Annotated in this window: 23 protein-coding genes; 18 read left to right on the top strand and 5 right to left on the bottom strand. The window is 69.8% G+C overall.

Translation table 11 applies throughout. The features are described 5' to 3' along the window. Positions 1-36: 36 nt before the first annotated feature. From FO470_RS09425 to FO470_RS09415, 3 genes are all read left to right on the top strand, one after another. Positions 37-546 (top strand): acetone carboxylase subunit gamma, encoded by a 510-nt coding sequence (locus FO470_RS09425; RefSeq protein ID WP_144342663.1) that lies wholly within the window; start codon positions 37-39, stop codon positions 544-546. A 109-nt stretch (positions 547-655) separates the two neighbouring features. Continuing rightward, positions 656-1,375: a CoA transferase subunit A gene (locus tag FO470_RS09420; protein ID WP_144342662.1), complete on the top strand. Its 720-nt coding sequence runs from the start codon at positions 656-658 to the stop codon at positions 1,373-1,375. Then, positions 1,375-2,034 carry a CoA transferase subunit B gene (locus tag FO470_RS09415; protein ID WP_144342661.1) on the top strand — a complete coding sequence of 220 codons (660 nt, stop codon included), beginning with the start codon at positions 1,375-1,377 and terminating at the stop codon, positions 2,032-2,034. Before FO470_RS09420 ends, FO470_RS09415 begins: the two co-directional genes overlap by 1 nt. Before the next feature lie 34 nt (positions 2,035-2,068). Here FO470_RS09415 and FO470_RS09410 read toward each other — a convergent pair whose 3' ends face one another. The 3 genes from FO470_RS09410 to FO470_RS09400 are packed head-to-tail and all read right to left on the bottom strand — an operon-like array spanning position 2,069 to position 4,718. Then, positions 2,069-2,734 carry a response regulator transcription factor gene (locus FO470_RS09410; RefSeq protein ID WP_144342660.1) on the bottom strand — a complete coding sequence of 222 codons (666 nt, stop codon included), beginning with the start codon at positions 2,732-2,734 and terminating at the stop codon, positions 2,069-2,071. Then, on the bottom strand, positions 2,731-4,194 hold the full coding sequence (locus FO470_RS09405; protein ID WP_144342659.1) for an ATP-binding protein: 1,464 nt from the start codon (positions 4,192-4,194) through the stop codon (positions 2,731-2,733). The genes FO470_RS09410 and FO470_RS09405 overlap by 4 nt, the downstream gene beginning before the upstream one ends. Next, positions 4,191-4,718, bottom strand: a complete 528-nt coding sequence (locus FO470_RS09400; RefSeq protein WP_144342658.1) for a hypothetical protein — start codon at positions 4,716-4,718, stop codon at positions 4,191-4,193. Before FO470_RS09400 ends, FO470_RS09405 begins: the two co-directional genes overlap by 4 nt. A gap of 461 nt (positions 4,719-5,179) precedes the next feature. On the opposite strand from FO470_RS09400, the gene FO470_RS09395 reads away from it, so the two are divergent. From FO470_RS09395 to FO470_RS09340, 12 genes are all read left to right on the top strand, one after another. Continuing rightward, on the top strand, positions 5,180-7,081 hold the full coding sequence (locus tag FO470_RS09395; RefSeq protein WP_144342657.1) for a methanol/ethanol family PQQ-dependent dehydrogenase: 1,902 nt from the start codon (positions 5,180-5,182) through the stop codon (positions 7,079-7,081). 139 nt (positions 7,082-7,220) lie between these two features. Then, the gene (gene moxJ / locus FO470_RS09390) at positions 7,221-8,102 is read left to right on the top strand and encodes a methanol oxidation system protein MoxJ (RefSeq protein WP_144342656.1); all 882 of its coding nucleotides are present in this window, start codon (positions 7,221-7,223) and stop codon (positions 8,100-8,102) included. A gap of 69 nt (positions 8,103-8,171) precedes the next feature. Further along, entirely contained in the window at positions 8,172-8,780 is a 609-nt protein-coding gene (gene moxG, locus FO470_RS09385) for a cytochrome c(L), periplasmic (protein ID WP_144342655.1), read from the top strand. Between the two features lie 44 nt (positions 8,781-8,824). Continuing rightward, positions 8,825-9,139, top strand: a complete 315-nt coding sequence (locus tag FO470_RS09380; RefSeq protein ID WP_144342654.1) for a methanol dehydrogenase [cytochrome c] subunit — start codon at positions 8,825-8,827, stop codon at positions 9,137-9,139. 234 nt (positions 9,140-9,373) lie between these two features. Then, a complete protein-coding gene (locus FO470_RS09375; protein WP_144342653.1) occupies positions 9,374-10,405 on the top strand; it encodes an AAA family ATPase in 1,032 nt (343 codons plus the stop codon). After that, the gene (locus FO470_RS09370; RefSeq protein ID WP_144342652.1) at positions 10,402-11,265 is read left to right on the top strand and encodes a DUF58 domain-containing protein; all 864 of its coding nucleotides are present in this window, start codon (positions 10,402-10,404) and stop codon (positions 11,263-11,265) included. Before FO470_RS09375 ends, FO470_RS09370 begins: the two co-directional genes overlap by 4 nt. Further along, positions 11,266-12,189, top strand: coding sequence for a nonribosomal peptide synthetase MxaA (locus FO470_RS09365; protein ID WP_144342651.1), 924 nt, complete (start codon positions 11,266-11,268; stop codon positions 12,187-12,189). Continuing rightward, positions 12,186-13,253 (top strand): vWA domain-containing protein, encoded by a 1,068-nt coding sequence (locus FO470_RS09360; RefSeq protein ID WP_144342650.1) that lies wholly within the window; start codon positions 12,186-12,188, stop codon positions 13,251-13,253. The genes FO470_RS09365 and FO470_RS09360 overlap by 4 nt, the downstream gene beginning before the upstream one ends. Continuing rightward, on the top strand, positions 13,250-13,810 hold the full coding sequence (locus FO470_RS09355) for a hypothetical protein (protein ID WP_144342649.1): 561 nt from the start codon (positions 13,250-13,252) through the stop codon (positions 13,808-13,810). The genes FO470_RS09360 and FO470_RS09355 overlap by 4 nt, the downstream gene beginning before the upstream one ends. Continuing rightward, on the top strand, positions 13,807-14,784 hold the full coding sequence (locus tag FO470_RS09350) for a vWA domain-containing protein (RefSeq protein WP_144342648.1): 978 nt from the start codon (positions 13,807-13,809) through the stop codon (positions 14,782-14,784). Before FO470_RS09355 ends, FO470_RS09350 begins: the two co-directional genes overlap by 4 nt. An 11-nt stretch (positions 14,785-14,795) precedes the next feature. Beyond that, on the top strand, positions 14,796-15,323 hold the full coding sequence (locus FO470_RS09345) for an SRPBCC family protein (protein WP_144342647.1): 528 nt from the start codon (positions 14,796-14,798) through the stop codon (positions 15,321-15,323). After that, entirely contained in the window at positions 15,320-16,291 is a 972-nt protein-coding gene (locus FO470_RS09340; RefSeq protein WP_144342646.1) for a YncE family protein, read from the top strand. The genes FO470_RS09345 and FO470_RS09340 overlap by 4 nt, the downstream gene beginning before the upstream one ends. A 39-nt stretch (positions 16,292-16,330) precedes the next feature. On the opposite strand, the gene FO470_RS09335 is transcribed toward FO470_RS09340, so the two are convergent. Further along, on the bottom strand, positions 16,331-17,953 hold the full coding sequence (locus tag FO470_RS09335) for an ABC-F family ATP-binding cassette domain-containing protein (protein ID WP_144342645.1): 1,623 nt from the start codon (positions 17,951-17,953) through the stop codon (positions 16,331-16,333). Between the two features lie 363 nt (positions 17,954-18,316). Here FO470_RS09335 and FO470_RS09330 point away from each other — a divergent pair, with 363 nt between their 5' ends. From FO470_RS09330 to FO470_RS09320, 3 genes are read left to right on the top strand one after another with little or no spacing between them, the layout of a single operon-like run. Next, the gene (locus tag FO470_RS09330) at positions 18,317-19,237 is read left to right on the top strand and encodes a heme/hemin ABC transporter substrate-binding protein (protein ID WP_246659532.1); all 921 of its coding nucleotides are present in this window, start codon (positions 18,317-18,319) and stop codon (positions 19,235-19,237) included. After that, a complete protein-coding gene (locus FO470_RS09325; RefSeq protein ID WP_246659531.1) occupies positions 19,234-20,322 on the top strand; it encodes a FecCD family ABC transporter permease in 1,089 nt (362 codons plus the stop codon). The genes FO470_RS09330 and FO470_RS09325 overlap by 4 nt, the downstream gene beginning before the upstream one ends. Before the next feature lie 3 nt (positions 20,323-20,325). Next, a complete protein-coding gene (locus FO470_RS09320; protein WP_144342643.1) occupies positions 20,326-21,087 on the top strand; it encodes a heme ABC transporter ATP-binding protein in 762 nt (253 codons plus the stop codon). Positions 21,088-21,118: 31 nt separating this feature from the next. Here the strand turns inward: FO470_RS09320 and FO470_RS09315 are convergent, their stop codons facing one another. Continuing rightward, positions 21,119-21,700 carry a biliverdin-producing heme oxygenase gene (locus FO470_RS09315; RefSeq protein WP_144342642.1) on the bottom strand — a complete coding sequence of 194 codons (582 nt, stop codon included), beginning with the start codon at positions 21,698-21,700 and terminating at the stop codon, positions 21,119-21,121. Positions 21,701-21,729: the final 29 nt, after the last annotated feature.

Here is a 21,729-nt window from a genome sequence, read left to right as displayed (position 1 = left end):
CGCTCACCTCATCAACAAACAAAGCGAGGAAACACCATGGCCTATACGCGCGCCAAGATCGCGGACCTGATCGACGGCACCGTCGATCACGACACGCTGCACCAGATGCTCTCAACCCCGAAGGACCCCGAGCGCTTCGCGACCTATATCGAGATCCTTCAGGAGCGGGTGCCGTGGAGCGACCGCATCGTGCTGCCGCTCGGCCCGAAGCTGTACATCGTGCAGCAGAAGGTCAGCAAGAAATGGACGGTCCGCTGCCAGTGCGGCCACGATTTCTGCGACTGGCGGGACAATTGGAAGCTGCACGCGCACATCCATGTCCGCGACACCGCCGAGGAGCTCGAGGAGCTCTATCCGCGCCTGATGGCGCCGACCTCCTCCTGGCAGGTGCTGCGCGAGTACTACTGCGCGGAATGCGGCACGCTGCATGACGTCGAGGCGCCGACGCCCTGGTATCCGGTGATCCGCGACTTCGAGCCCGACATCGACACCTTCTACAAGGACTGGCTCGGCCTGCCGGTCCCCGAGCGCGCCGACGCCGCCTGAGCCTGGCCGGGCTCACGCCGGCCGGCGTGCCTCTGCCGCCGGAGCGTCCCCCGCTCCGGCGGCCTTCCGGCCGCCCCATCCTCCATTCCCACCCTGAAAGAGAGACGCGATGGCGCAAGGCAAGCTTCGCCCTGATTCCGTCGCCGCGCTCGACGGCCTCCTCTTCGACGGCATGACCATCATGTCGGGAGGCTTCGGGCTCTGCGGCATCCCACAGGCCCTCATCGACGCCATCCGCGATTCCGGCGTCCGCGAGCTGACGGTCATCTCCAACAATGCCGGCATCGACGGCGCCGGCCTCGGCATCCTGCTGGAGACCCGGCAGATCGCGAAGATGATCTCGTCCTATGTCGGCGAGAACAAGCTGTTCGAGGAACAGTACCTGTCCGGCGAGCTGGAGCTGGAGTTCAACCCGCAGGGTACCCTCGCGGAACGCATAAGGGCCGGCGGCGCCGGCATCCCCGCCTTCTTCACCCGCACCGGCGTCGGCACCATCGTCGCCGAGGGCAAGGAGGTCCGGCACTTCGACGGGGCCGACTACGTGATGGAGCGCGCACTCACCGCCGATCTCGCCATCGTCCACGCCCACAGGGGCGACACCGAGGGCAACCTCGCCTATCGCAAGACCGCCCGGAACTTCAATCCGATGATGGCGACCGCCGCGCGGGTCACCGTCGCCGAGGTCGAGATCCTCGTCGAGCCCGGCGCCATAGACCCCGATCACATCCACACGCCGGGCATCCACGTCGACCGGCTCGTCCCGGTGCCGGATGCGCCCAGGCGCATCGAGCAGCGCACCGTCCGCACGCGCGAGAAGGAGCCCGCCTGATGCCCTGGACACGAGATCAGATGGCCGCCCGCGCCGCCCGCGAGCTGGAGAACGGGTTCTACGTGAACCTCGGCATCGGCCTGCCGACGCTGGTGGCGAACCACATCCCGCCCGGCATCTCCGTACAGCTCCAGAGCGAGAACGGCATGCTCGGCATGGGCCCCTTCCCCTTCGAGGGCGAGGAGGACCCCGACCTCATCAACGCCGGCAAGCAGACCATCACCGAGCTGCCGACGACGAGCTATTTCTCCTCCGCCGACAGCTTCGCCATGATCCGCGGCGGGCATATCGACCTGTCGATCCTCGGCGCCCTGCAGGTGTCCGAGACCGGCGACATCGCCAACTGGATGGTCCCCGGCAAGATGGTGAAGGGCATGGGCGGGGCGATGGACCTGGTGGCGGGCGTGAAGCGCGTCATCGTCCTGATGGAACACACCGCCAGAGGCGAGCCGAAGATCCTGCCCGAGTGCACCCTGCCCCTCACCGGCCGCGGCGTCGTCGACCTGATCATCACCGATCTGTGCGTGTTCAAGGTCTGGCGCGGCGGCGGGCTGGCCCTCGTCGAGCTGGCGCCGGGCGTGGATGTGGCGACGGTGGAGGAGCGCACGGCGGTGCCCTTCGACATCCCGCACTGGTACCTCGCAGGGGCCTCCGCCTGAGCCGAAGCCGCGGCCCGCTCCACGGCGGGCCGCGCTAGGACAGCCGCGAAGGGCGCCCGCCCATGCCGGCCGGCGAGGACGACAGATACTGGATCGAGCAGCGCACCAGCTCGGGCAGGCTGTTGGCGCCGAGCTTGGACTTCAGCGCCGAGCACGTATTGGCCACCGTCTTGTAGCTGATGCCCAGCTCGTGGGCGATGAGGGCGTAGTCCTTGCCCTCCGCCAGCAGCGAGAGCGTCTGCAATTCGCGCGGCGTGATGTCGGCGAGCGGCGCCTCCTTGCGCGAGCCCAGCAGCGCCACCTGCATGGCGAGGTCGTGGCTCATATAGGGCTGGCCGCGCCGCACCCGCTCGAAGGCTTCGAGCAGCGCGCCGGAGGAGGAATCCTTCAGCACATAGCCGGTGGCGCCCGCCTCCAGCGCCCGGCTGGCGATCACCGGATCGCCGTGCATGGAGAAGACGAGGATCGGCGTGCGGGTGTTCTGCGCGCGCAGCCGGCGCACCAACATCAACCCGCTCAGCCCGTTGCCGTGCAGGGCGAGATCGACGATCACCACGTCCGGTTTTTCCCGGCGGAAGGCGCGATAGCCGCCGAGCACGGTGCTTGCTTCCAGCACCCGCTCGACGCCGGCATCCTCCAGCAGCCGCCGGCAGCCTTGCAGAACGATGGGGTGGTCGTCGATCACCAGCACGCTCGTCATGTCGTCGTGGCCCCTTCCCGCTTGCCGGGTTGCTTGTTGGCGCCGTCCGCCGGGGCGACACGCACCGGCACGCTCATCTCCACCCGCGTGCCGCGTGGCGTTGCCGGAACGAGCCGCCAGCTTCCGCCGAGCGCCCCGACCCGCTCCTCGATGCCGAGCAGTCCGAAGCCGCGCGCCGCGCCGGCCGGCACGCCCAGCCCGTCATCCTCGACCACGAGGCAGAGCCGGCCCGCCGCCGTCTCGTCACGCAGCGTGATCGCGATGTTGCGCGCCTCGCCATGGCGCAGCGCATTGGTCACCGCTTCCTGGATACAACGATAGACCGTGATGTCCACGCTGTCGCCGTAGCGGTCGGCCACGCCCTCGGCCGAGAGGCGGAAGGAGCGGCCGGGGGAATGGCGTTCGAAATCGGCGACGAGGTCGGCGATCACCGCCGCCAGCGGCACATGGCCGAGCGCCATCGGCCGTATCTTGCGCAGCAGGCGCCGGTTGAGGTCCTGCACCCGGTCGAGGATCTCCGCCATGGTGCCGGTGCGCTCGCCGATGCGACGGGCGAGGTCCGGCTCCGCCCGCCCCGCCAGCCGATCCACCGATTCGAGATTCGCCCTCAGGCCGAACAGGCAGGGGCCGAGTTCGTCGTGAAGGTCGGCGGCGATCTGCCGGCGCTCCTCGTCCTGCAGGTGGATGATGTGCTCGTTGAGACGGGCATTGTCGTCACGGGCCCCGTTCAGCGCGGTACCGAGCGCGTTGAAGCGGTCGGCGATCAGGGCGAGCTCGCGGACTTTCGGCCGCGCCAGCCGGTGCCCGAATCGGCCTTCCTCCAGCTCGTGGAGACCGGCGGAGAGCGTCTTCAGCGGCAGGAGAAGCCGCCCCAGCACGAGATAGAGCGCGCCGAGAACCGCAATATTCACCACCAGCGCCAGCAGCGCGAGGTCGGACATGTCGTTCCAGACCTCGGCGATCTCGTCCGAGGCCTCTCCCGCCAGCCGCACATGGCCGATGACGCGCCCGCCCTCCACGACCGGGATATCGCGCTCAACCCCGTCCACGCTCACCAGGGCCGCGAACCAGCCCGGCACCGGCGTTTCGTCCGCGCCATCCTCACCGTCGTCGTCGCCCGTCGGCGCCAGATCGACGGCATTGCCCTGCGCGTCCTCGATGCGGATGCGCACATGGCGCAGTCCGCCGATATGCAGCGGCAGCTGCGCGAGCGAGGCGGCACCGTTCCCGCCGTCCTGATTCCCGGCCAGCCGCTCCACCGTCTCGGCGACGAAGCGCTCCGCCACCGAAAGCGAGGCGTTCATCTCGATCTCGGTCGCCCGGCGCGCATTGGCGATGATGACCACGACCGCCACCAGCGCGGCGCCGAGATTGATGGCGATCACCGCCGCCATCATCTGCCAGCGCAGCGAACGCCCGTGCCAGAAGCTGAAGGGGGGCTCGGGGGCGAAGGCGCTCATGGCGCCCCCTCCCCGGCCTTGCCCCCGCCCTCGGAGCGAAGCGCGGCGAGAGCCGCGTCGCGCGAGAGGCCCCGGGCACGCAGATTGTAATAATGCTGGCAGAGGTCGCTGAAGCCGCTGCGCGAGCCCTTCGCCGCCAGCCCCGAGAAGTCCGCCAGGAGCTCCCGCGCCGGCTCGGCGACCTTTATCTCCCCCAGCATCGTCTCCAGCTGCACCGCCCGGTTGGCGATCATCCGGTCGGTCTCGCCGAAGCGGTCATCGGCATCGGCGAGGCGCACCCGCCAGTCCGCCACCGCGGGATCGGACGGAGCGACGTCGCTGCCCGCCTCGCGGCTCGCCAGCCACAGGGCGGGCTCGGTCCCGTCGGTCGGCGACAGCCAGGTGAGCCGCGCTACCGCATCGCCCGCCGGCGCCGCCACGCGTTCGCGACGCTCCGGCTCGCGCTCGTCCGAGCAGCCCGCGAGAGCGACGACGACGGCCGCGCCGAAAAGCGCGCGGATGAGGAGAAGCGGAACGGCGTTCATCTATACTTATAAACTTCTTATGATCTTTCCCCGAAAGAACTCAGCCACCGCCTCACCGTGAGCCGGAAACAGCGTTCAGCATTGATAGTGACGAGCAGCGCGAGCACCCGCGCCATCACACCAATGCACTGTCAGGAAATCATTTTTCTGAACCATCGGCAAGATTGCCGGCGCGCTTCGGCACATTCTCTGGGCGGGCATGGAAAAGTTCCCGTCGAGAATTTCCAACTTGCCTACAGACACGAAAAGCCAACACGGCAAACAATACTCAGACAATAACGAAGATATTGAAAACTTCATAAGAATTTCTCTCCGCGCCGCAAATAACACCCGTACAAACGCCGCATCTTCCGGGATGGGGCGTTTCCGGCGGGCGCGGCGCGGAAGAAAGCGAGAAGTCCGCTCCCTCGCCAAAAGGGGATGCGGACCGGCCTGGGAATAGGAAACGCGAGGAAAGTCCAATGAGCCGACTGCACACTTCGGTGTCCGCGCTCTCCGTCGCCGCCGCCATGGCGACGGCGCTCGGCCTCGGCGCCATGGCGCCGGCGGTGGCGAACGACAAGCTCGTCGAGCTGTCGAAGAGCACCGACAACTGGCCGATGACGGGCAAGAACTACAGCGCCAACAACTACAGCGAAGCGAACCAGATCAATAAGCAGAACGTGAAGCAGCTGCGTCCGTCCTGGTCCTTCTCCACCGGCGTGCTGTCGGGTCATGAGGGCACGCCCCTCGTCGTCGACGGCGTGATGTACATCCATTCGCCCTTCCCCAACACGACCTTCGCGGTCGGGCTGGACGATCCGGGCAAGATCCTCTGGCAGCACAAGCCGAAGCAGAATCCGACCGCCCGCGCGGTGGCCTGCTGCGACGTCGTCAACCGCGGCCTCGCCTACTGGCCCGGCAACGGCACGGTCGGCCCGCTGATCATCAAGACCCAGCTCGACGGCCATGTCGTCGCCCTCAACGCCAAGACCGGCGAAGAGTACTGGAAGCTCGAGAACTCCGACATCAAGGTCGGCTCGACCCTCACCATCGCCCCCTATGTGGTGAAGGACACGGTGCTCGTCGGCTCCTCCGGCGCCGAGCTCGGCGTGCGCGGCTACGTGACCGCCTACGACATCGCCACCGGCGCCCAGAAGTGGCGCGCCTACGCCACCGGCCCGGACGAGGAAGTGCGTCTCTCCGACGACTTCAACAGCGCCAACCCGCATTACGGCCAGAAGGGCCTCGGCAAGGCGACCTGGGAAGGCGAGGCGTGGAAGATCGGCGGCGGCACCAACTGGGGCTGGTACGCCTTCGATCCCGACACCAACCTCTTCTACTACGGCTCGGGCAACCCGGCGCCGTGGAACGAGACGATGCGTCCGGGCGACAACAAGTGGACCATGACCATATGGGGCCGCGACATCGACACCGGCAACGCCAAGTTCGGCTACCAGAAGACCCCGCATGACGAGTGGGACTACGCCGGCGTCAACGTCATGATGCTCTCCGAGCAGCAGGACAAGGACGGGAAGATGCGCAAGCTTCTCACCCATCCCGACCGCAACGGCATCGTCTACACGCTCGACCGTGAGAACGGCGACCTGGTCTCGGCGGACAAGCTCGACGACACCGTCAACTGGGTGAAGCAGGTCGACCTCAAGACCGGCCTGCCGCAGCGCGACCCGGAATATGCGACCCGCATGGACCACAAGGCGCGCGACATCTGCCCCTCGGCGATGGGCTACCACAACCAGGGCCACGACTCCTACGATCCGGAGCGCAAGTCCTTCTTCATGGGCATCAACCACATCTGCATGGACTGGGAGCCCTTCATGCTTCCCTACCGTGCCGGCCAGTTCTTCGTCGGCGCGACCCTGTGGATGTATCCGGGCCCGAAGGGCGACCGCCAGACCTATGAGGGCCTCGGCCAGGTCAAGGCCTACGACGCCATCAACAACAAGTACAAGTGGCAGGTGATGGAGCGCTTCGCGGCCTGGGGCGGCACGCTCGCCACCGCCGGCGGCGTGATGTTCTACGGAACGCTGGACGGCTTCATCAAGGCCCGCGACAGCGACACCGGCGAGCTGCTCTGGAAGTTCAAGCTGCCCTCCGGCGTGATCGGCCATCCGATGACCTACACCCATGAGGGCAAGCAGTACGTCGCCATCTACTACGGCGTCGGCGGCTGGCCGGGCGTCGGCCTGGTGTTCGACCTCAACGACCCGACCGCGGGCCTCGGCTCGGTGGGCGCGTTCAAGCAGCTCCAGCACTACACCCAGATGGGTGGCGGCGTGATGGTGTTCTCGCTCGACGGCGCGGGCCCGTATGACGACCCGAACGTGGGTGAATACTCCACCACCGTGATCCAGGGCGGCTGACCCTCTCGCCGCACCTGAAAAGGCCGTCCGCCGCGCCCTCCTGACGCGGCGGGCGGCCCCTTCGCCCCGAAATCGATCCGCGCCCGGCCGGGCAGCCCCTGCCCGCCGCCGCAACCACCCCGGTCAAGGAGGATCCCCCATGTCCAAGCGACAGGCCATCAGCCGGCTCGCCCTCGCCGCGGGCCTTGCCTTCGCGGGATGCGGCCTCGCCAGCCTCGCATCCGCCGCGACCGTCGAGGCGGACAAGAACGCCGGCCGCAACCCGAACGAGCTGCGCATCTGCGCCTCCAATGCCGAGGCGCCGTTCTCGGCCGCCGACTCCACCGGCTTCGAGGACCGCATCGCCACCGTCCTGGCGCAGGCCATGGGCCGCAAGGCGGTGTTCGTGCGCACCGACCAGCCGGGCATCTATCTGGTGCGCGACCAGCTCGACAAGAACAACTGCGACGTGGTGATGGGCGTCGACGTCGGCGACGAGCGCATGCTCACCTCCAAGCCCTATTACCGCACCGGCTACGTGCTGGTGACGAAGGCCGACCGCGACATCACCGCCAGCGATTGGGAAGACCAGCAGATCAAGGACCAGTCACGCTTCGCCGTCCGCTTCTACTCGCCGGCCGAGACGATGCTGAAGCGCATCGGCCGCTTCGAGGACAACGCGGCCTACATGTACTCGCTGGTCAACTTCAAGTCGCGCCGCAACCAGTGGGTCCAGGTGCCCGGCGACCGCATCGTCACCGAGGTCGCCAATGGCGAGGCCGACGTCGGCATCGCCTTCGCCCCCGAGGTCGCGCGCTATGTGAAGGCGTCCTCCACGCCGCTGCGCATGACGGTCATCAGCAAGGACGTCGACCGGCCGAACGATAAGCCGATCCCGATGCACTACGACCAGGCCATCGGCGTGCGCAAGAACGACCCCGCCCTGCTGAAGGAGATCGACGCGGCGCTGGAGAAGGCGCGGCCGCAGATCGAGCAGATCCTCTCGCAGGAAGGCATTCCGCTGCTGAAGCCGAATACCTGATCCCGATCCGCCGGCAGGCCCGCCCGGGGCCGCCGGCGCCTCCCCGATCTCGCATGTGAACAAGGTTCAATGAAGAAGAAGATTTTCACCAGGAAGGCGGCCGCCCTGCTGGTCGCCGGAGCCCTCGGGGCCGGCGTGGCGGGTCTTGACCTCGCATCCCTCGGCGCCCGCGCCGCGATCATGCTGACCAACACCGTCACCGGCCAGCCGCTGGAGCTTTCGGAAGCGCCGGAGGAGGGCCGCGACACCAAGGCGGTGAAGACGTTCCTCGAGACCGGGGTCAACATCTACAACGAGAACCTCGCGTGCCTGCCGAAGGCGCATGAGCTCTTCCTGTCCATGTGCTCGGGCTGCCACGGCCATTACGCCGAGGGCAAGATCGGGCCGGGGCTCAACGATTCCTACTGGACCTATCCGAAGAACGAGACCGACCAGGGCCTCTTCGAGACCATCTTCGGCGGCGCGCAGGGTCAGATGGGCCCGATGTACGGCGCGCTGAACATGAACGAGATGCTGCTCGTCATGGCCTGGGTCCGGCACCTCTACAAGGACGATCCGAAGGGCGCGGTCTGGCTGACCGACGAGCAGCGCAGCCAGTTCAAGCCCTTCGACGCGAGCGCCAAGCACATCGAGCCGGCCGAAGAGCTGCCCGAGGCGTGCGGCGGACCGGCGGGCTGAACCGCCGGCTGAAGACGGGTGGAAACGACGAGGAGAGACGTCCCATGAGAATGATCGATCGCAGCGTGAAGTTCGCCCTTTCCCTCGCCGGCGCCGGGGCTCTCGCCCTCGCCATGGCAGGAGGCGCGAGCGCCTATGACGGCACCAACTGCAAGGCTCCCGGCAATTGCTGGGAACCCAAGCCGGGCTACCCGGACAAGGTCGCCGGGTCGAAGTACGATCCCAAGCACGATCCGAAGGAGCTGAACAAGCAGTCGGAATCCATCAAGGCGATGGAGCAGCGCAACGCCCAGCGCGTCGAGAACTTCAAGAAGACCGGCAAGTTCGTGTTCGACGTCAGCAAGATCAGCGCGAACTGAGCGTCCTCGCGGACGCTTCCCTCGGGGCGCTGCGGCGTCCCGGCCATTTGGCTTTCACGAACCCACTTGCGGGTGGACGTCATTCTCCTGTCCACCCCGCGATCCTCCGGGCAAGCCGCCCGGTTTGTGGGCAACTGGCGCGGCCAACGTTCGACGGGTTCTGCCCTCGACGTGGGCCGCGCCCTTTTGGGGCGCCGGCCATCGCCGCGCCCGCGTGCTTGAAGGGTTGCCCGGATGCGCATCGTTCGCGACACCGATTCCGTCCTGTCGGACTGGCAGGGCCATGCGCTGCGTTTCGAGCGCGAGATCGGCAAGGTGGTGCTCGGGCAGGAGCGGGTCATTCGCCTGCTCACCATCGCCACCTTCGCCCGTGGCCACGTGCTGCTCGAAGGCGATGTCGGCGTCGGCAAGACCACGCTGCTGCGGGCGCTGGCCCGGGCTATCGGTGGTGCCTTCGAGCGCATCGAGGGCACCATCGATCTGATGCCCGCCGATCTCATCTATCACGCCCATCTCGGCGAGGACGGGCGTCCGCGCATCGATCCCGGCCCTCTGCTGCGGCAGGGCGAGCAGCTCTCCGTCTTCTTCTTCAACGAGATCAACCGCGCCCGCCCGCAGGTGCACTCGCTGCTGCTGCGCCTGATGGCGGAGCGCTCGGTCTCCGCCTTCAACCGGGAATACCGCTTCCCGCACGTTCAGGTCTTCGCCGACCGCAACCGGGTGGAGCGCGAGGAGACCTTCGAACTGCCCGCCGCCGCCCGCGACCGCTTCCTCATGGAGGTGCAGGTCGCCATGCCCGCCGATGCGGAGGCGCGCCGCAGCCTCGTCTTCGACCCGCGCTTCCACGACGTCGACGCGCTGCTGATGGAGGTCGAGAGCGGCGTGCTCGATCCCGAGGCGCTGGAGACCGTGGCGCGTGCCATCCAATCCGGCGTGCACTCCAGCCCGACGCTGGAAGCCTATGTCGTCTCCCTGTGGGAAGCCCTGCGCGATCCCGCCGGCCACGGCATCGTCGTCGAGGGCGTCGATATGGGCCGGTTGGTGCAGGGCGGCGCCAGTCCGCGCGGCATGTCCTATCTGGTACGCGCCGCCCGCGTGCGCGCCTGGCTCGAAGGGCGCGACATGCTGGTGCCGGAGGACCTGCGCGCCGTCTTCCCGGAAGTCATGGCCCACCGCGTCTTCATCGATCCGGTCTACGAGCTGCGCCGCGAGCAGATCGTCGGGGCGCTCATCGCCGGCGTCTTCGAGCGGGTGCCGGCGCCATGACGGCGCCGCAGGACGGCACGGACGAGCGGCGGCCGATCCCCTACCGGCTGCGCTGGCGGCCGGAAGGCATCTTTCCCGGCGCCCATCCCGGTCATGGCGAGGGCACGGAAGGCGAGTTCCGGCGCCATGTCCCGCTGCTGCGCCAGCCCGATCCGCGCCGCATCGACCTGCGCGTCTCGCTGCGCGATCCCCATGGCGAGCTGCATGTGCGCCAGTTCGCGCCGCGCCGGTCGGTACCCGTCGTCGCCCTCGTCGACCTCTCCGGTTCCATGCGCTTCGGCGAGGCCGTTGCCGGCCGGGTCGCCGACCTGTGTGCGCTGGCGGCACTCTCCGCCGTCCGCTCCGGCGACAGCTTCGCCCTCTACGGCGCCGACGTGCATCTGCGCGAGGACGTGACGATCCCCCTCGCCCGCCGCCGGGGGCTGGAAGAGGAGGTCCGCGAGCGCCTTCTCGCCGCGCGGCCCGGCGGATCGGGAACCGATGGCCTCGTCGAGGCGGCGGAACGCCTGCCCTCGCGCCGCAGCCTGGTCTTCCTCGTCTCCGACTTCCTGATGCCGTCGGCGCACATCGAGCGCCTGCTGGATGCGCTCTGGCGGCATGACGTTGTCCCGGTCGTCGTCCGCGACAGCGCGGCGGAAGAACGCCTGCCGCGCTGGGGGCTCATGGAAATCGGCGATCTGGAGACCGGCGCCACGCGGCTGGTCTTCCTGCGTCCCTCGCTGCGCGCGCGCTGGCGCCGTGAGGCCGAGGCGCGCCGGCAGGCGCTGACGGCGACATTCACGCGGCGCGGCCTGCGTGCCGTCGAACTGAAAGACGCGCTCGACACCGACGCGCTGGCGCGCCGCCTGATGGAGGGCTGAATGGGGCGGCTCGCGCGCGTGGCGATCCTGCTGCTGACCTTCCTGCCCGCCCCCGCGCTGGCGCAGCTCCGCTCGGTCGAGCTCTACGCCCCGCGCCCCTTCGGCCACGTCATCGGCGACACGCTCACGCTCACCGCCGAGATCGCGCTCGACGCGCCTTTCGTGCTGGATCCCGCCTCGTTGCCTCAGCCCCGCGCCCTCGATTACTGGCTCGACCTGCGCGACGTCCGGCTTTCGGATCACGGGATCGAGGCCGGCGTCCGCCGCTACACGCTCGACCTCGTCTATCAGACCTTCTATGCGCCGCTGGAGCCGCGCCGGCTCGACATTCCCGCGCTCGCGCTCTCGGCGGTGGACGGCACCCGGCGCGTGCCCGTGCAGGTGCCCGCCTGGTCCTTCCTGATGTCGCCGCTGCGGGAGATCGTCGGCACCGGGCCGGGGCAGGCGCTGGCGCTGCGTCCCGACCTGCCGCCACAGCCGATCCCGATGGTCCCCGCATGGCGCGGGCTGGTCGCCGCCCTCACGGTGGCCCTCGCCGCCCTCGGCGTGCTTGCCTGGCAGATGGGCTGGGGGCCGTTCGGCTGGCGCCGCTCCCGCCCCTTCGCGCGTGCCGCGCGTGCCGTCACCTCGCTTCTGGCGGCATCGACCGATGTCACCTCCAATGCCTATCGCGGCGCGCTTCTCGCCCTGCACCGCGCCTTCGACAGCACCGCCGGAAAAGGCGTCTTCGCCGAGGACCTGCCGGCCTTCTTCGCCGGCCATCCCCCCTTCGGGACGGCGGAAGCGGAGGTGCGCCGGCTGTTCTCCGCCTCGCGCCGCGCCTTCTTCGGCGACGACACGGCTGGTGCCCTGAAGGAATTGCCGCCGCCGGAGCTGGCGGCACTGGCGCGCCGGCTGCGTTCCATCGAGCGGAGCGGCGCATGAGCTGGGCGAGCGCCATCATCGACGGCCTGACGCGGGAGTGGGGCGTGGACCATCCCCTCGTGCTCGGCCTGCTGGCGCTCGCCCTCCTGCCCCTCCTCGGCTCGGTCTTCCGGCGCGGCCCCGTTCCCGCCGTCGCGCTGGTGCCGACGGACCCGCTGTCCCGCATCCTGTCCGCCGTCCTGTGCCTCGCCGGCATCGCGGCCATCGCCGCGCTGGTACTGGGCCTCGCCGGCCTGCACCGGCGTGAGCAGAGCGTCGAGCGCGAGGGCACCGGCGCCCATCTGGTCCTGCTGCTGGATCGCTCCTCCAGCATGGACAACAACTTCGCCGACCGGGCCCCGACCGGCGACCAGGAATCCAAGTCCGCCGCCGCCAAGCGCCTGCTCGCGCAGTTCGTCGCCCGCCGGCCGCACGACCGCATCGCGGTGGCGGCCTTCTCCACCTCGCCCATGCCGGTGCTGCCGCTGACCGACCATCACGAGGTGGTGGACGCCGCCATCGACGCCATCGACCGGCCGGGCCTCGCCTTCACCGATGTCGGCCGGGGTCTCGCCCTCGCCTTCTCCTCCTTCGCCGGCGACACCGCCGAAGCCTCCCGCGCGGTGCTGCTCGTCTCCGATGGCGCCGCGCTGATCGATCGCCGGGTGCAGGAAGCGCTGCGCGACGCCGCCGCCCGCACGCCGGTGCATCTCTACTGGCTGTTCCTGCGCTCGCGCGGTGCCCGCGGCATCTTCGACGTGCCGCCGCCCGGCGAGGATACGCCGCAAGCCAATCCGGAGCGGCATCTGCACCTGTTTCTGCAGAGCCTGCGCCTGCCCTATCGCGCCTTCGAAGCGACCAGCCCGCAAGCGGTTGCGGAGGCCATCGCGGAGATCGACCGGCAGGAAACGCGCCCCATTCGCTACCTCGAGCGCATCCCCCGCCAGGACCTCGCCGGACCGGCCTTTGCGCTTGCCGGCATCCTGGTGGCGATGCTTCTCGGCGCCAAGCTGGCCGAGCGCCGGCTCGCCCCCGCAAGCGCCGCCCGCGTCGCCATCCCGACGGATATGAGGAGGGCGGCATGAACGCGGGGCGCCTCATCATCCTCGCGAGTTCGGCCATACTCGCGCTCAGCCTCGCGGCGGCGGCGTGGTTCGGCGGACGGCTCGTCGTCGACCACCGCGACAACGCGCTGATCGCCTCCCTCGCCACCGGCCACGACCTCGCCGCCAGCCCGGACGATCCCGCCGAGCTGCGCTTCGCGCGGCTGTTCTTCCTCGCCACGCGCGACCGGCTCGACGAGACCCAGCCGCTCCTCAACCGGCTGGCGACCGACACGGACCGCCGCCTCGCCGTCGCCGCGCTCTACGACATGGCGAACGCCCGGCTGCGGATCGCCATCGACCATCTCGGCTCGAACCGCATCGATCCGGCCGTTCCCCTCGTGCGCCTCGCCAAGGAAGGTTACCGCCGCGCGCTGGTGCTCGATCCCGGCTTCTGGGACGCCAAGTACAATCTCGACGTTGCCATGCGGCTGGTGCGCGACTTCCCGCAGATCGACGTCGACGGCGAGGAAATGCCGCCGGAAGCCGCCAAGCGGCTCTGGACCGATCTTCCGGGCCTGCCCAAGGGACTGCCATGAGCAGCGCCCTGTCCCACCTCCCGCGCGACTGGCGCTTCTGGCTGCTGGCGCTGGCGCTCGTCGCCATCCTCGCTGCGCTCGTCGCGCCGCGCGTCGCCCTCACCCGCACGGCCCGCGACATCCTGCTGGTGGTGGACGTGACCGGCAGCATGAACGTGCGCGACACCGTCCTCGACGGCGCTCCGGCGACCCGCCTCGCCTCCGCCAGGCGCGGCGCCCGCGCGCTGCTCGCCGGCCTGCCCTGCCAGTCCCGCCTCGGGCTTGGCATCTTCACCGAGCGGCGGACCTTCCTGCTCTTCGAGCCGGCCGAGGTCTGCGAGAACTTCGCCGCCATCGACGGCGCCATCGACGGGCTGGACTGGCACATGGCGTGGGAGGGCGACAGCTACGTGGCGCGCGGCGTCCACTCGGCCCTCGCCATCGCCGGCGGGCTGAAGGCGGACCTTCTCTTCATGACCGACGGCCACGAGGCCCCGCCTCTGGCGGGCGGCCTGCCGGGGTTCGACGCAAAGCCCGGCGATGTTCAGGGCCTGCTCGTCGGCGTCGGCGGCACCGAGCCTTCGCCGATCCCGAAATTCGACGAGGACGGCCGCGAGATCGGCTTCTACGACGAGCAGGATGTGCCGCAGGAGAACCGCACCGGCGCGCCGCCGGCCGACGCTCCCTCGCGCGCCGGCTGGAATCCGCGCAACGCGCCGTGGGGCGGCGAGCCGGCATCCGGCACGGAGCATCTGAGCGCCATGCGCGAGGAGCATCTGCGCGCCCTCGCCGCCCAGACCGGGCTCGGCTTCGCCGCCCTCGGCACCGCCCCCGCCCTGCTGGCCGACGTGGAGGCGAACACGCGCCCCCGGCCGGTGCAGGTACGCGTGGCCACCGCCGCGGTGCCGGCCGCGCTCGCGCTGTTCTGCCTCGCCGTTCTCTTCGGCCTCGGCGCCGCGTCTTCCCGGCGCCGAGGCCGGCTCCCCTCCCGATGAAGGAAAAGACGATGCTACAAAGACTTGCGCTTGCGTTCGGCCTGCTGCTGCTCGGCCCGCTCCTGGCCACCGCGCATGGCCCGACGCCGCAGCGCGCCGACGAGACCCTCGCCATTGCCGCTCCGCCCGACGCCGTATGGAAGCTCGTCTCCGGCTTCGGCACGATCGGCGACTGGCACCCGCTGGTCCAGAAGGTCGCCGTCACCGGCGGCGAGGCGGCCGGCGCCGAGCGTGTGCTCACCCTCGCCAAGGGCGAGATCACCGAAGGGCTCGACGAGGTCGATACGGGCGCGAAGCGCCTCTCCTACCGCCTGCTGAAGGAGAATCCGGAAGCCCTGCCCGTCAGCTTCTACACCGCCACCATCGAGGTGAAGCCGGCGGGCGACGGCAGCGAGGTGGCGTGGAGCGCCCGCTTCTACCGCGCCGACACCACCAATGAGCCGCCGGAGGACCGCAACGACGAGGCCGCCGTGGCGGCGATGACCGACTTCATCAAGCAGGGGCTGGAAGGGCTTAAGGCGAAGGCCGCCGGCAAATGACGCGCCTATACGCCGGGCTGGCCGCGCCCCTCCTCGCGGCCGCCCTCCTCGCTCCTGCTCCGGTGGCGGCGCAGGAGGGGCCCGGTCCCGTCGCCGCCATCGTCTCCCAGCAGGCGGGCGCGGTGACGCTCGTCGACGTCCGCGCCGCGCGCCGGCTGGCGGAGATAAAGACCCCTCGGGTCCCCGCCGCCCTCGCCGCGACGCCGGACGGGCGCACCCTCTACGTCACCCATCCCGACCTCGGCCTCGTCTCGCGCATCGACGTCGCCGCGCGCCGGGTGGAAACGAGCTTCCCGGTGGGCAAGGAGCCCTTCGGCATCGCCGTGATCGAGGACGGCCGCGCGCTGCTGGTCAGCGACTGGAGCGCGGATGCGCTGATCCGCCTCGACGCGGCGACCGGCCGGGAGACCGCTCGCGCCGCCATTGGCCGTTCACCGGCGAGCCTCGTCGTCGAGCCCCGCTCCGGGCGCGCTTATGTCGCCGACCGCGAGAGCAACCAGATCAGCGTGGTCGACATCCCCACGATGCGGCGCGTGGCCGTCGTTCCGACAGGCAAGGCGCCCTTCGCGCTCGCTTTGTCGCCGGACGGCGGCGAACTCTACGTCGCCAATGTGCAGAGCAACGATCTCTCGATCGTCGAGACCGCGACCACGCGCGAGGTGGCGCGGATCCGCATCGGCCTGATGCCCTACGGGGTCGCCGTCTCGGCGGATGGCGCGACCGTCGCCGTCACCAACCAGCAGAGCGGCAAGGTCGCCCTGCTCGACCGTGCGACGCGCAAGGTCATCGGCAAGGCCAGAACCGGCGACTATCCCGAGGGCGCCGCGATCACCACGGACGGGCGCCTCGTCGTCGCCAACTGGGCCGACGACAGCCTCTGCCTCATCGTCCTGAGCGAGCCGCCCTCCTGCCGCGAACGTGTGCCGGTGGCGACCGGACCACGCAACATCACGATCCTCGCGCCCTAGGCGACTCGCGTCCCAGGAACCGCGGCGCGCGACGGCGGCTCAGTTCCTCAGCCCGGGTGCTTCCTGCCCGGTGCGCGCGACATATTCCGTATAGCCGCCGCCATATTGGTGGATTCCGTCCGGTGTCAGCTCCAGCACCCGGTTCGACAGCGCGGCGAGGAAATGCCGGTCGTGCGAAACGAAGAGCATCGTGCCCTCGTAATTCGCCAGCGCGGCGATCAGCATCTCCTTGGTGGCGATGTCGAGATGGTTGGTCGGCTCGTCCAGCACGAGGAAGTTCGGCGGGTCGTAGAGCATCTTCGCCATCACAAGGCGCGCCTTCTCGCCGCCCGAGAGCACGCGGCATCGCTTCTCCACGTCGTCGCCGGAGAAGCCGAAGCAGCCGGCGAGCGAGCGGAGCGAACCCTGCGCCGCCTGCGGGAAAGCGTCTTCCAGCGCCTGGAACACGGTGCGCTCGCCATCCAGCACTTCCATGGCGTGCTGGGCGAAATAGGCCATCTTCACGCTTCCGCCGAGCGCGACGCTGCCGCCGTCGGGCTCCGTCGCGCCGGTCACCAGCTTGAGCAGCGTCGATTTTCCGGCGCCGTTGACGCCCATCACCGCCCAGCGCTCACGCCGGCGCACATGGAAGTCGAGCCCGTCATAGATGCGGCGCGCGCCATAGCTCTTGTGCACGTTCTTCAGGCTGACCACGTCCTCGCCCGAGCGCGGCGCCGGCTGGAACTCGAAGGCCACCGTCTGCCGGCGGCGCGGCGGCTCGACGCGCTCGATCTTGTCGAGCTTCTTCACCCGGCTCTGCACCTGCGCGGCATGGGAGGCGCGCGCCTTGAAGCGCTCGATGAAGGCGATCTCCTTGGCGAGCATGGCCTGCTGGCGCTCGAACTGCGCCTGCTGCTGCTTGTCGGCGAGCGCCCGCTGCTGGGCGTAGAACTCGTAGTCGCCGGAATAGCTGGTGAGCGTACCGGCATCGATCTCGATCACCTTGTTGACGATGCGGTTCATGAAGGCGCGGTCGTGCGAGGTCATCATCAGCGCGCCGTCGAAATTCTTCAGGAACGCCTCCAGCCAGATCAGGCTCTCGATATCGAGATGGTTGGAAGGCTCGTCGAGCAGCATCACGTCCGGGCGCATGAGCAGGATGCGGGCAAGCGCGACGCGCATCTTCCAGCCGCCGGAGAGCTTGCCGACATCGCCGTCGATCATCTCCTGGCTGAAGCCGAGGCCGGCCAGCACCTCGGCGGCACGGCCCTCCAGCGAATAACCGTCGAGCTCTTCGAAGCGGCCCTGCACCTCGCCGTAGCGCTCGATGATCGCGTCCATCTCGTCGGCGCGGTCGGGGTCGACCATGGCGGCCTCAAGCTCGCGCAGCTCGGCGGCGATGGTGCTGACGGGGCCGGCGCCGTCCATCACCGCGGCGAGCACGGTCTGGCCGGCCATCTCCCCCACATCCTGGCTGAAATAGCCGATGGTGATGCCGCGATCGACCGAGACCTGACCCTCGTCAGGGGCCTCCTCGCCGGTGATCAGGCGGAACAGCGTGGTCTTGCCGGCGCCGTTGGGTCCGACGAGACCCACCTTCTCGCCCTTCAGCAGCGTCGCGGACGCCTCGATGAAGACGATCTGCTTGCCGTTCTGTTTGCCGATGGAGTCGAGCCGGATCATGCGCGCGGGAAACCCAGGATGAGGTGCGAAGGGATTGCGAGGCGCTTAGGCCATTTGACGCGCCGGGGGAAGTGCGGCCAACGCGCGCCAGCCCCGCGCAGGCACGAACGGGACGAGAGGCCGTTCCAGTGATCCGGCGGGCGGCCGGATCATTCACATCCTTGTCTCGGCCGCCACGCAGCAACGGGCAAACTCGACCCGTCGGCACATATAGATTTTCTCATCTTCATTTTAATTATTACAATGAACGAACAAGATATTTCGGTATTTTTACTTGACCTCAACCACCCCTCAGGTGTTCCCGTTCGCGCAAGAGCCTGTCCTTCCCCACGGGACCGGCGGATGATCGAGCGAGGATGAATCATGCGGACAGCTCCCCTGAAGCACGCCCTGCTTGTGCTCGCGCTGATGCTGTCCGCATTCGCCCCGTCCGCCCACGGCGAGGAGGCCGGGCCCACCACCAGCCGCCGCATCGTCGCCATCGGCGGCGCGGTGACGGAGACCCTCTACGCTCTCGGGCTGGAGGACCGCGTCGTCGCAGTCGACACGTCGAGCACCTATCCGCCCCGCGCGCTCGCCGGGAAGCCCAATGTCGGCTACATCCGCGCCCTCTCCCCCGAAGGCGTGCTCTCGGTCGGCCCCGAGCTCATCATCGCGCTCGACGGCGCCGGCCCGCCGGATGCGGTGAAGGTGCTGAAGTCCGCCGCCGTGCCCTTCGAGAGCATTCCCGAGGCCCGGAACGGCGAGGCCGTCGTCGCCAATATCCGCCGGATCGCGAAGCTGGCTGGCGTGCCGGAGCGCGGCGAGGAGCTGGCAAAGGCGGTGGAGAGCGATTTCGCCGCACTCGCCGAGCTGCGCGGCCGCATCGCCACGCCGCGCGAGGCGGTGTTCGTGCTCTCCGCCTCCGGCGCCGCGCCGGTGGTCGGCGGCGCCGGCAGCAGCGCCGACGCGATGTTCGCCCTCGCCGGCATCGGCAACGCGCTGCTGGCGGTCGAAGGCTACAAGCCGGCGGTGGGCGAGGCGATCCTCGGCGCGGATCCCTACGCCATCGTCCTGATGAAGGACCGCAACCACGCCCTCGCCGACGACGCGATCCGGACCATGCCCGCCTTCGCCGGCACGAAGGCGGTAACGGAAGGCCATGTCTACCGCATCGACGGCGGCTACCTGCTCAGCTTCGGCCCCCGCACGCCGCAGGCGGCGCGCGATCTCGCCGCCATGGTCTATCCCGAGCTGAACCTGCCGGCGCTGCCGACCCGCGCCTGGGCTAGCGCGGCACCATGACCGACGCCGCCCTCGCCATGACGGCAGGCACACGCTGGCGGCCGCGCCGCGCCGGCCTCGCGCTCGGCGCCTGCCTCCTTCTGGTGGCGGCCGCCTTCATCGCCTCGCTGGCCATCGGCCCCGTCACCATCGCACCCGGAAGGATCCTCGAAATCCTCGGCGCGGCCCTCCACGGCGAGCGGACGACCGGGGCGGCGCTGCGCGAGACCATCATCGTGCTCGACGTGCGCCTCCCCCGCACGCTGCTCGGCCTGCTGGTCGGCGGCGGCATCGCGCTCGCCGGCGCGATCACGCAGGGCATCTTCCGCAACCCGCTGGCCGATCCGGGGCTGATCGGCATCTCCAGCGGCGCAGCCCTCGCCGCCGCCACCTGGATCGTGCTGGGCGGCTCCCTCGCCGCCGCGCTGACGCCGGCGCTGGCCGATGCCGGCCTGCCGCTGATGGCGTTCACCGGCGCGCTCGTCGCCACCGTCGCGCTTTATCTCATCTCGACCCGGGACGGGCGCACCTCGGTCGCGACCATGCTGTTCGCCGGCATCGCCCTCGGCGCGCTGGCCGCCGCCGGCACCGGCATGGTGGTGTTCGCCGCCTCCGACCAGCAGCTGCGCGACTTCACCTTCTGGACCTTCGGCTCGCTCGGCGGCGCCACCTGGCAGAAGGTGCTCGCCGCCCTGCCCTTCATGTTGCTGCTGGCGCTCATCGCGATGCGGCTCGGGCGGGCGCTCGACGCGCTGGCGCTGGGCGAGGCGGAAGCCTTCCATGTCGGCATCGACGTTCAGCGGACCAAATGGCTGGCGATCGTCGGCATCGCCGCCGGTGCGGGCGCCTCCGTCGCGGTGGCCGGCGTCATCGGCTTCGTCGGCCTCGTGGTGCCGCACCTGATCCGCATCCTGTTCGGCCCCGGCCACCGGCTGCTGCTGCCCTGCGCGGCGCTGCTCGGCGGGGCTCTGCTGCTGGGCGCCGACGTCGTCGCCCGCACGGCGGTGAGCCCGGCCGAGCTGCCGCTCGGCGTCGTCACCGCCGGCATCGGCGCGCCCTTCTTCCTCTGGCTGCTGCTGCGCCGCCGCGCGGCGCTGTTCGGCTGAGCCATGTACCGCGCGGACGACATCACCTTCGACGCCGCCGGCCGCCGGTTGCTCGACGGCGCGACCGCCGTCGCCGTCCCCGGCCGCGTCACCGTGCTGATCGGGCCGAACGGCGCCGGCAAATCCACGCTGTTCAAGGTGCTGGCCGGCGAGTTGCGCCCGCGCCACGGGCGCGTCACGCTGGCCGGCGCCGACATCGTCGGCGTGCCGCCCGCCCGGCTCGCCCGGCTGCGGGCCGTGCTGCCGCAGAGCGTGCACGTCGCCTTTCCGTTCAGCGTCGCGGAAGTGGTGGGGATCGGCGTCGCCGACGGGCGCCATGGACAGGCCCGCGTGGAGCGCGCGCTGGCGCGGGTCGAGCTCTCCGGGCTGATGGGTGCCGCCTATGATCGCCTGTCCGGCGGCGAAAAGCAGCGCGTGCAGCTCGCCCGCACCCTCGTCCAGCTCGAAGCCGGGGATGGGCCGGGCTACCTGCTGCTCGACGAGCCGACCGCGAGCCTCGACCTCGCCCAGCAGCTTCTGGTCCTACGGCTGATGCGGGAGCTGGCGGAAGAAGGGGTCGGCGTCCTCGCCGTGCTGCACGATCTCAACCTCGCCGCCATGGCGGCCGACGAGATCGTCGCGCTGAAGGGCGGCCGCGTCGCCGCGCGGGGCACGCCGGCGGATGTCCTCACCAACGCCCGCATCGCCGAGCTCTACGGCATAACGGCGCGGATCGGCTGGGCGCCGTCCACGCCGTTCCTGCTGCCGCAATCGGCGCAGCGCTGACCGGCGGACCAGCCAGCGTCGTCGTCCAGCCTCAGGCGAACTCTTCGCCGATCAGCTTCTCCACATGGTCGAAGGCCGCCGTCGCCGCGCTCTCGACGCGCGCGTCCTCCGCCGGCGTCAGCTCGACCGCATCGAGCGCGGCGGTGAAGCGCCGCCAGTGCAGGCCGCGCCCGTCGGGATGGCCCGCCAGATGGCGCGCGCCGAGCTCGTCCGAGAAGCCGAGCTTCACGGCTTCCTTGGCGAGGAAGGCCGCGCCCATGTTCGAGCCTTCCACCACATAGAGCCAGCCCAGCGCTTCGGGGGTCTCCAGCGCCGGGCCGATTTCGGCCGGCGGCAGCACGAGGCCGAGATCGGCGAAGTCCTGCTCCAGCGCCGCGAGCCGCGAACGGGCCGCGAGGTCCGGCAACAGCGGCTGCAGCGCCGCGTCGGCGTAGAGTGTCTCGACCCGGCGATGCAGGCGGTACTGGAAGCGCAGGAAGCGCTCATAGGCCTGGCGGCTCGCAAAGGGCGCGGCCGCCATGACCCCGTTATCCACCCGCTCGTGAGCGGCGGAGGAGACCGCCTTGAGGCGCTTGGCCCGGCTCGGCGTCTCGATTTCGGCATGTATCGTCATTGTAGGCTCCCTCTCATCCTGCCAACGGG

The organism is Ancylobacter moscoviensis, from assembly GCF_007559435.1.
GTDB lineage: Bacteria > Pseudomonadota > Alphaproteobacteria > Rhizobiales > Xanthobacteraceae > Ancylobacter > Ancylobacter moscoviensis.
Note: the sequence above shows the minus strand (reverse complement) of the source record. Positions and strands in the feature narration are given on the sequence as shown.

Coding starts and splice junctions, on each gene's coding strand:
- FO470_RS09425 (WP_144342663.1), top strand. CDS start 37: ATGGCCTATACGCGCGCCAAGATCGCGGACCTGATCGACGGCACCGTC.
- FO470_RS09420 (WP_144342662.1), top strand. CDS start 656: ATGGCGCAAGGCAAGCTTCGCCCTGATTCCGTCGCCGCGCTCGACGGC.
- FO470_RS09415 (WP_144342661.1), top strand. CDS start 1,375: ATGCCCTGGACACGAGATCAGATGGCCGCCCGCGCCGCCCGCGAGCTG.
- FO470_RS09410 (WP_144342660.1), bottom strand. CDS start 2,734: ATGACGAGCGTGCTGGTGATCGACGACCACCCCATCGTTCTGCAAGGC.
- FO470_RS09405 (WP_144342659.1), bottom strand. CDS start 4,194: ATGAGCGCCTTCGCCCCCGAGCCCCCCTTCAGCTTCTGGCACGGGCGT.
- FO470_RS09400 (WP_144342658.1), bottom strand. CDS start 4,718: ATGAACGCCGTTCCGCTTCTCCTCATCCGCGCGCTTTTCGGCGCGGCC.
- FO470_RS09395 (WP_144342657.1), top strand. CDS start 5,180: ATGAGCCGACTGCACACTTCGGTGTCCGCGCTCTCCGTCGCCGCCGCC.
- moxJ (WP_144342656.1), top strand. CDS start 7,221: ATGTCCAAGCGACAGGCCATCAGCCGGCTCGCCCTCGCCGCGGGCCTT.
- moxG (WP_144342655.1), top strand. CDS start 8,172: ATGAAGAAGAAGATTTTCACCAGGAAGGCGGCCGCCCTGCTGGTCGCC.
- FO470_RS09380 (WP_144342654.1), top strand. CDS start 8,825: ATGAGAATGATCGATCGCAGCGTGAAGTTCGCCCTTTCCCTCGCCGGC.
- FO470_RS09375 (WP_144342653.1), top strand. CDS start 9,374: ATGCGCATCGTTCGCGACACCGATTCCGTCCTGTCGGACTGGCAGGGC.
- FO470_RS09370 (WP_144342652.1), top strand. CDS start 10,402: ATGACGGCGCCGCAGGACGGCACGGACGAGCGGCGGCCGATCCCCTAC.
- FO470_RS09365 (WP_144342651.1), top strand. CDS start 11,266: ATGGGGCGGCTCGCGCGCGTGGCGATCCTGCTGCTGACCTTCCTGCCC.
- FO470_RS09360 (WP_144342650.1), top strand. CDS start 12,186: ATGAGCTGGGCGAGCGCCATCATCGACGGCCTGACGCGGGAGTGGGGC.
- FO470_RS09355 (WP_144342649.1), top strand. CDS start 13,250: ATGAACGCGGGGCGCCTCATCATCCTCGCGAGTTCGGCCATACTCGCG.
- FO470_RS09350 (WP_144342648.1), top strand. CDS start 13,807: ATGAGCAGCGCCCTGTCCCACCTCCCGCGCGACTGGCGCTTCTGGCTG.
- FO470_RS09345 (WP_144342647.1), top strand. CDS start 14,796: ATGCTACAAAGACTTGCGCTTGCGTTCGGCCTGCTGCTGCTCGGCCCG.
- FO470_RS09340 (WP_144342646.1), top strand. CDS start 15,320: ATGACGCGCCTATACGCCGGGCTGGCCGCGCCCCTCCTCGCGGCCGCC.
- FO470_RS09335 (WP_144342645.1), bottom strand. CDS start 17,953: ATGATCCGGCTCGACTCCATCGGCAAACAGAACGGCAAGCAGATCGTC.
- FO470_RS09330 (WP_246659532.1), top strand. CDS start 18,317: ATGCGGACAGCTCCCCTGAAGCACGCCCTGCTTGTGCTCGCGCTGATG.
- FO470_RS09325 (WP_246659531.1), top strand. CDS start 19,234: ATGACCGACGCCGCCCTCGCCATGACGGCAGGCACACGCTGGCGGCCG.
- FO470_RS09320 (WP_144342643.1), top strand. CDS start 20,326: ATGTACCGCGCGGACGACATCACCTTCGACGCCGCCGGCCGCCGGTTG.
- FO470_RS09315 (WP_144342642.1), bottom strand. CDS start 21,700: ATGACGATACATGCCGAAATCGAGACGCCGAGCCGGGCCAAGCGCCTC.